This window comes from Acinetobacter sp. YH01019 (assembly GCF_013420285.1).
GTDB classification, from domain to species: Bacteria; Pseudomonadota; Gammaproteobacteria; order Pseudomonadales; family Moraxellaceae; genus Acinetobacter; species Acinetobacter gandensis.
The window spans coordinates 1-5858 of sequence record NZ_VOYM01000123.1 but is presented as its reverse complement, the minus strand read 5'-3'; the positions used below and the strand labels follow the sequence as shown (position 1 = coordinate 5858).

Sequence of the window (5858 nt, the reverse complement as noted above, 5' to 3'; positions counted from 1 at the left end):
TGATGCCATTTTTCTTTATACTGTCACTGAGGCAGGTTGGACATTTGATTTCTAGAGTTATTTGCATTTCTCTATTTTATCAAAATTCAACCTGCTTTTTTTCAGCATACTTTTTGAAACACCACCTGGTTATGATGTATTTGGAAGGCGTTTATACAAGAAAAATCAAAATGCGCAAACCCTGACCTTATTCGGCTGGGACGGTGACCTGATAATTTGGGAGTCACAGCAATCTAATGACGTTGAAGAAAACTACACTAAGCATTATGTCTATGAACCGCAGAGTTTTGTACCGCTGCTGCAAACGGGCTATACAGGTTTTATCAAGCTTCTAGAAACCCCAGATTACACTCAATTTCAGTATGAAGATTATACGGTTTATAAAGATCCGCTATGGAAAACGGAAACACGAAAAAATAAAGCTGAATTGGAGCGGGTGCTTTTTTATCACTGTGACCAAGTTGGTACACCTCAGACCTTAAGTAATGAGCTAGGTGAGTGTGTTTGGGAAATTAAGCAGGATACGTGGGGTACAACTTTAGAGATTAACACCAGTGAAAATTTATTAGAGCAAACCAATATTCGTTTTCAAGGACAGTATTATGATGGGGAAACAGGCCTTCATTACAACCGTTACCGCTATTATGAGCCGTTTAGTGCAAGGTATATAAGTAAGGATCCGATAGGGCTAGACGGTGGATTTAATAACTCAGCATATGTAAATGATCCAAATCTGTGGGTGGATCCGTTGGGATTAAACCAATGGAATGGTTCTAGCTATCAAGTATCTATTACTGCAGGAACAGCTATTCAATATGATTTAAAGTCACAGTGTTTAAATAATGAAAGAGGTGTTGCTTCAGTTGTTGTTGGTGGTGGGTCTTATGGACGTGGTGGTGCTTTGGGAGCTGCTGGGAGTAATTCGGTTACATTTAATGATCCATTTAATGGTGTTTATGAAAATGCATTGAATGGTGGCTGGGGTGATGTTAGTGGAAGCATTGTGTTATTTCGTGGTATTGGTGTAGGAAAAACTGGATTAGGAGAAGCAACAAGTGAAGGACTTCTTTCTAAGTATAATAGAGGAGTAAACGCTAGTGCAGGTGTATCTAGTGGATATGTTATTGGTAATTTATCCTCTTTTAAAAAAGAATATTGTTCTGTAAATGATGAACGTGGACCGATTTGTAATGGGATTGGTGGTCGATGTATAGATGTTCCTGCTCCACCGGTAGCTAAACCAAGGTCTACGGTAAATCTTGAAAATATACCCAAATATGATCCCAAAACACATGCACATATTCCGCCAAACAATGTAAATATAAATAATATTTTTAACCAATTAAGTTTCTAAAAGGTAATCTTAAAATGCTGAATAAAAAGCTATTATTATGTTTGATGTTAAGTTTTTTGGTTGGTGCTTGTAATGCATCAAATCAATCAAATAATATTAATATGACATTTGAGCAGGTTGAGAAATTAAGGGCAGAGGCTGAAAACTCCCATTTGGACTCTGATGAAAAGAAAAAGTATTATAAAGATATTAAGCCTATTTATGAAAAATTAGCGAATGAAGGTAATAGTGATGCACAGTTTATTTTAAGTGATATTTATATTAGGTCTTTAGATGGCGATTATGATTCTAAAAAATCATTTGAATGGGCTAAAAAATCAGCTGATAATGGTAATGTCTCAGCAATGTATAATACTGGTACAAACTATTATGTAGGTCGAGGAGTTGGGAAGAATATTGAAAAAGCGAAAGATTATTATCTAAAAGCGGCGAAATTAAATCATGTCGATGCTATGGGGTCAATTGGGGAAATATATATTGAAGAAGGAAATATTGTAGACGCTATTAAATATTTAGAGTTTGCTGCTAGTAAGAACGATGCTAGATCACTATTTTTACTCGGATTAACGTATTGTGATGGTAAAGCTGTTACACAAGATTATACTAAGTGTAGTAGTTATTGGGAGAAAGCTGCTAACTTAGGAAATCCTGAAGCAAATTTAAATTTTGCTATAAATTTGGAAAGTGGTATTGGTGTTAAGCAAGATATTGAAAAATCTATTAAATATTTCAAAAAGTCAAGTGATATGGGAGATGCGCAAGCCTCTTATAATTTAGGAATGATCTATTCAATGAAGAAATATAACCGACTAGATGAAGAAAGATCGCAAAAATATTTTAAAAAGGCATATGAACAAGGATTAGAAATAGCTTTATCCAAGATTAAATAATTGGGATTAGATTTTTTCTGTAATGGAATCGATTTTATGGTGGATATATTTTTAGCATGTCTTTTGTAATATTAGTATATGGATATAAGCGTTTTAAAGATAATGATCAATACTATGGAAAATACAGGGTAATTAAGTTGAAATAAAATAGTATTTAAATTTATTTTATGTTGCTTGGCAAATCACAATTTAGATTGATTTTAAGTATATGCTGATCTTATTGGATTTTAATTAAATTTTCTACTTTATTATGGTTTTACATGTACTTGAAGTATACCTTGTAGAGGCTTTGTTGCACAAACCTATCTGTAAAGGCTTTTTCAGCGATATAATTTTCAAATGAAGAAGCCTACACACAAAATCTACCGCACAACCCATTGGCCCGCATATAACCGAGCACTCATGAGTCGCGGAAATATTGCCATTTGGTTTGATCCTGCTACGCAATGGTATGCGCCATCAAAAGGCAAACAAGGGCGAAATCAAACCTACTCCGACGCAGCCATCCAATGCTGCTTAATGATTAAATCCTTATTCCGTCTGTCTTTACGTATGGTTACTGGCTTTGTTCAAAGTCTGATTAAACTTTGCGGATTAAATTGGATAGCTCCAGATTACACCACGCTTTGTAGAAGACAAAAGCATATTATTAGCGTAATAGATAAACATGCGGATAATGGTTCATTACGGCTTTGTTGCACAAAGATTTGAAATACAAAGCCCCCTAATTGAGCCAAATTTAAGGCGTAACTTGGGTAAGTGGTCGACCTAATTCCGTAAATCTGTTGAGGACTGCTACACGTGCATGAATTTCATTGACTTGGCTATCAAATTTTCTTGCACTGAGTTTATCCCCCAATAATTTGATGCAATGCATCTTAGTTTCGACCAAACTTCGGCAATGATAGCCGGACCATTTTTTCCATAATGTCCTGCCTAAACGTTTAACTGTTCGAAGTAATTCATTTCGCGCTAGCGAGCTGATCTTTGTATCTTTCCATGGTTTCGCATTTTTTCTAGGTGGAATCACCGTATGCGCTTGCCGATCTGCAATGACCTGACGGCATTGCTTGGTGTCATAAGCTCCATCGGTATAAACAGAGTCAATCTGCTCATCTTGTGGAATCTGATCGAGTAAATCACCAAGCACTTGTGAATCACTCACATTATTTGTAGTGAGTTGAATAGCGCGTATTTGAAGGGTTTCAGCATCTATACCAATATGAAGTTTACGCCATTGGCGACGATATTCAGGTCCATGTTTCTTGCGTTTCCATTAGCCCTCACCTAGAAACTTCATGCCTGTAGAGTCTATGAGTAGATGCAGCCCATCGCTACTTTTTTGGTAGCTGATTGCAATATCAATATGCTTTTGTCTTCTACAAAGCGTACTGTAATCTGGTGCGGTCCAATTTAATCCACAAAGTTTAATCAGACTTTGCACAAAGCCAGTGACCATACCTAAAGATAGACGGAATAAGGATTTAATCATTAAGCAGCATTGGATAGCTGCGTCGGAGTAGGTTTGATTTCGCCCTTGTTTGCCTTTTGATGGAGCATACCATTGCGTAGCAGGATCAAACCAAATGGCAATATTTCCGCGACTCATAAGTGCTCGGTTATATGCGGGCCAATTGGTTGTGCGGTAGATTTTGTGTGCAGGCTTCTTCATTTGAAAATTATATCGCTGAAAAAGCCTTTACAGATAGGTTTGTGCAACAAAGCCATTACGCAATCTAAAAAGTCGAGAGTATTCGCTGCTGTTCGGTGTTTATATATCCTTAAAACGCGATATCGTGTGTAGTCATCGATAGATGTGTACTGATATAGCCCAGGACCCAGTTTACAGGGATCCATTTGAATTCTATCGCCTGGTAATGGGCGTTCATAACGAATAAAATCTGCTCTACGACGAAATTTTTATTGGTTTGACTTGATGGGAGGATAGTACTTTATGGATAGACGCTAAGGACAGCGAGACTCCGTGCAGCCTCATCAATTCTGTTTGCAAACGTCGGGCACCAAGATTTCTAGCTGAACGTATTTCTAATATTTAGACTTCTAGCTCAGCACTGATTTTAGTATTTGGCGATTTTAAGGGACGTCTACTCTGGCTACTTAACCCATCAATACCTTGCTCAGAATATCGTTTCCACCACTTGCGTAACGTTGGTCTGGAAATGCCACATCTCCGACAGACTAGGCCAGCATCATTGGTCTCTTCAAATAATTTAACCCATACGAGTCTTTGTTGAATTTCTCTGTTCATAGACACCCATTAGATTGAAATGATGTCTATGAATCACACACCTAAACTAAGGCTGATCGGCAATCAATTCACATTGGTTAATGAGCTTAATCAAAGTGTTTTGCACATATTCTTCAAACTCAATACCTTGTTCTTCCGATATTTTTTCAATTTTTTTAAGAACATCACTATCTAATTCAAATTCTATTTTCTCTGATGTTTCCATTAGTAAATCATAGTTATTTTCGACCATTTTTTTGAACATTTCTTCTAAGTTGTTTCTCGATGATACCTTGAAAGATAGTCGTAAAGAGCTATTAATAATTTCAACATGAGTATATCCAATATATTCAGTCAATTTTCCTACAAATCCTAAATGCTTCATAATCATGCTCAAATATACTGAAAGGAAATAGCTCTCTACTAATAGCTATGTAAATTAAGCTAAACTTTCCTTTACAAACGTTGGATCAACAATAAATAACCTAATTAATGATGTTGCTGCACCAGAAGGTCTTCTCACACCTTGTTCCCAAGATTCTAATGTACGTTTGGAAACACCAAGGAGCTTAGCAAACTGTTCTTGTGTCAGCTGTGCCTTTCTACGTGCTAAAGCTACATCTGTTTCAGTAATTACTGTTCTTTTTGCAGCATTATTTGCCAACATATCATCGATGCCTTGTAAGATTTCAGCTTCAATATCTCTTGTTGCTTCAAAGGCTTCTAGTTCTTTTTCAGTCATTAAACGAGTCATTTAATTTCTCCACCAATACTTGAAGGGTTTTCTTACTAAGTTGTACCGTTTGCTTTTTACTGTACAAGGTTAATAACCAAATCTCTCCATTCGTTAAACGATTAAAGTAGATGACTCTGACACCACCACTTTTGCCTCGACCACCGCTAGTCCATCTGATCTTACGAATGCCACCCGAATTAGGTTCGACATCCCCGGCCTCAGGATTTAATGCCAAGAATGTTTTAAATTCCTCATATTCTTCCTGAGTCCAATAAACAAGACAGTATTTGGTAAATAAAGGGGTTTCACATATTGTATACATTGCTTGTGTTTATACTACCTTGTAGTAGTTTATTTTATACTACTTTGTGGTACTTTTAAATATGAATGTGTAATTCGTAGGGGCTTTGTTGCACAAACCTATCTGTAAAGGCTTTTTCAGCGATATAATTTTCAAATGAAGAAGCCTGCACACAAAATCTACCGCACAACCAATTGGCCCACATATAACCGAGCACTTATGAGTCGCGGAAATATTGCCATTTGGTTTGATCCTGCTACGCAATGGTATGCGCCATCAAAAGGCAAACAAGGGCGAAATCAAACCTACTCCGACGCAGCCATCCAATG

4 protein-coding genes and 5 pseudogenes are annotated in these 5858 nt (G+C 36.8%); 4 read left to right on the top strand and 5 right to left on the bottom strand.

Going from position 1 to position 5858, the window contains the following annotated elements:
* Nucleotides 1-118 precede the first annotated feature (118 nt).
* From FTT84_RS16750 to FTT84_RS16740, 3 genes and pseudogenes are all read left to right on the top strand, one after another.
* Nucleotides 119-757, top strand: a pseudogene (locus FTT84_RS16750) (RHS repeat-associated core domain-containing protein); the annotation flags it as partial.
* A gap of 611 nt (nucleotides 758-1368) precedes the next feature.
* Nucleotides 1369-2244 (top strand): tetratricopeptide repeat protein, encoded by an 876-nt coding sequence (locus FTT84_RS16745; protein ID WP_180081906.1) that lies wholly within the window; start codon nucleotides 1369-1371, stop codon nucleotides 2242-2244.
* A gap of 339 nt (nucleotides 2245-2583) precedes the next feature.
* A pseudogene (locus tag FTT84_RS16740) lies at nucleotides 2584-2937 on the top strand (transposase); the annotation flags it as partial.
* Nucleotides 2938-2983: 46 nt separating this feature from the next.
* On the opposite strand, the pseudogene FTT84_RS16735 reads toward FTT84_RS16740, so the two are convergent.
* The 5 genes and pseudogenes from FTT84_RS16735 to FTT84_RS16715 all read right to left on the bottom strand — a co-directional run bounded on the left by FTT84_RS16735 (nucleotide 2984) and on the right by FTT84_RS16715 (nucleotide 5550).
* Nucleotides 2984-3916 (bottom strand): annotated as a pseudogene (locus FTT84_RS16735) (IS5 family transposase).
* A 32-nt stretch (nucleotides 3917-3948) separates the two neighbouring features.
* Nucleotides 3949-4513, bottom strand: a pseudogene (locus tag FTT84_RS16730) (helix-turn-helix domain-containing protein); the annotation flags it as partial.
* 46 nt (nucleotides 4514-4559) lie between these two features.
* Complete coding sequence (locus FTT84_RS16725) at nucleotides 4560-4877, bottom strand: hypothetical protein (protein WP_180036203.1); 318 nt, start codon at nucleotides 4875-4877, stop codon at nucleotides 4560-4562.
* A gap of 54 nt (nucleotides 4878-4931) precedes the next feature.
* Nucleotides 4932-5246, bottom strand: coding sequence for a DNA-binding transcriptional regulator (locus tag FTT84_RS16720; protein ID WP_152873599.1), 315 nt, complete (start codon nucleotides 5244-5246; stop codon nucleotides 4932-4934).
* Complete coding sequence (locus tag FTT84_RS16715; protein ID WP_152873598.1) at nucleotides 5227-5550, bottom strand: transcriptional regulator; 324 nt, start codon at nucleotides 5548-5550, stop codon at nucleotides 5227-5229. Before FTT84_RS16715 ends, FTT84_RS16720 begins: the two co-directional genes overlap by 20 nt.
* 135 nt (nucleotides 5551-5685) lie before the next feature.
* On the opposite strand from FTT84_RS16715, the pseudogene FTT84_RS16710 reads away from it, so the two are divergent.
* A pseudogene (locus FTT84_RS16710) lies at nucleotides 5686-5858 on the top strand (IS5/IS1182 family transposase); the annotation flags it as partial.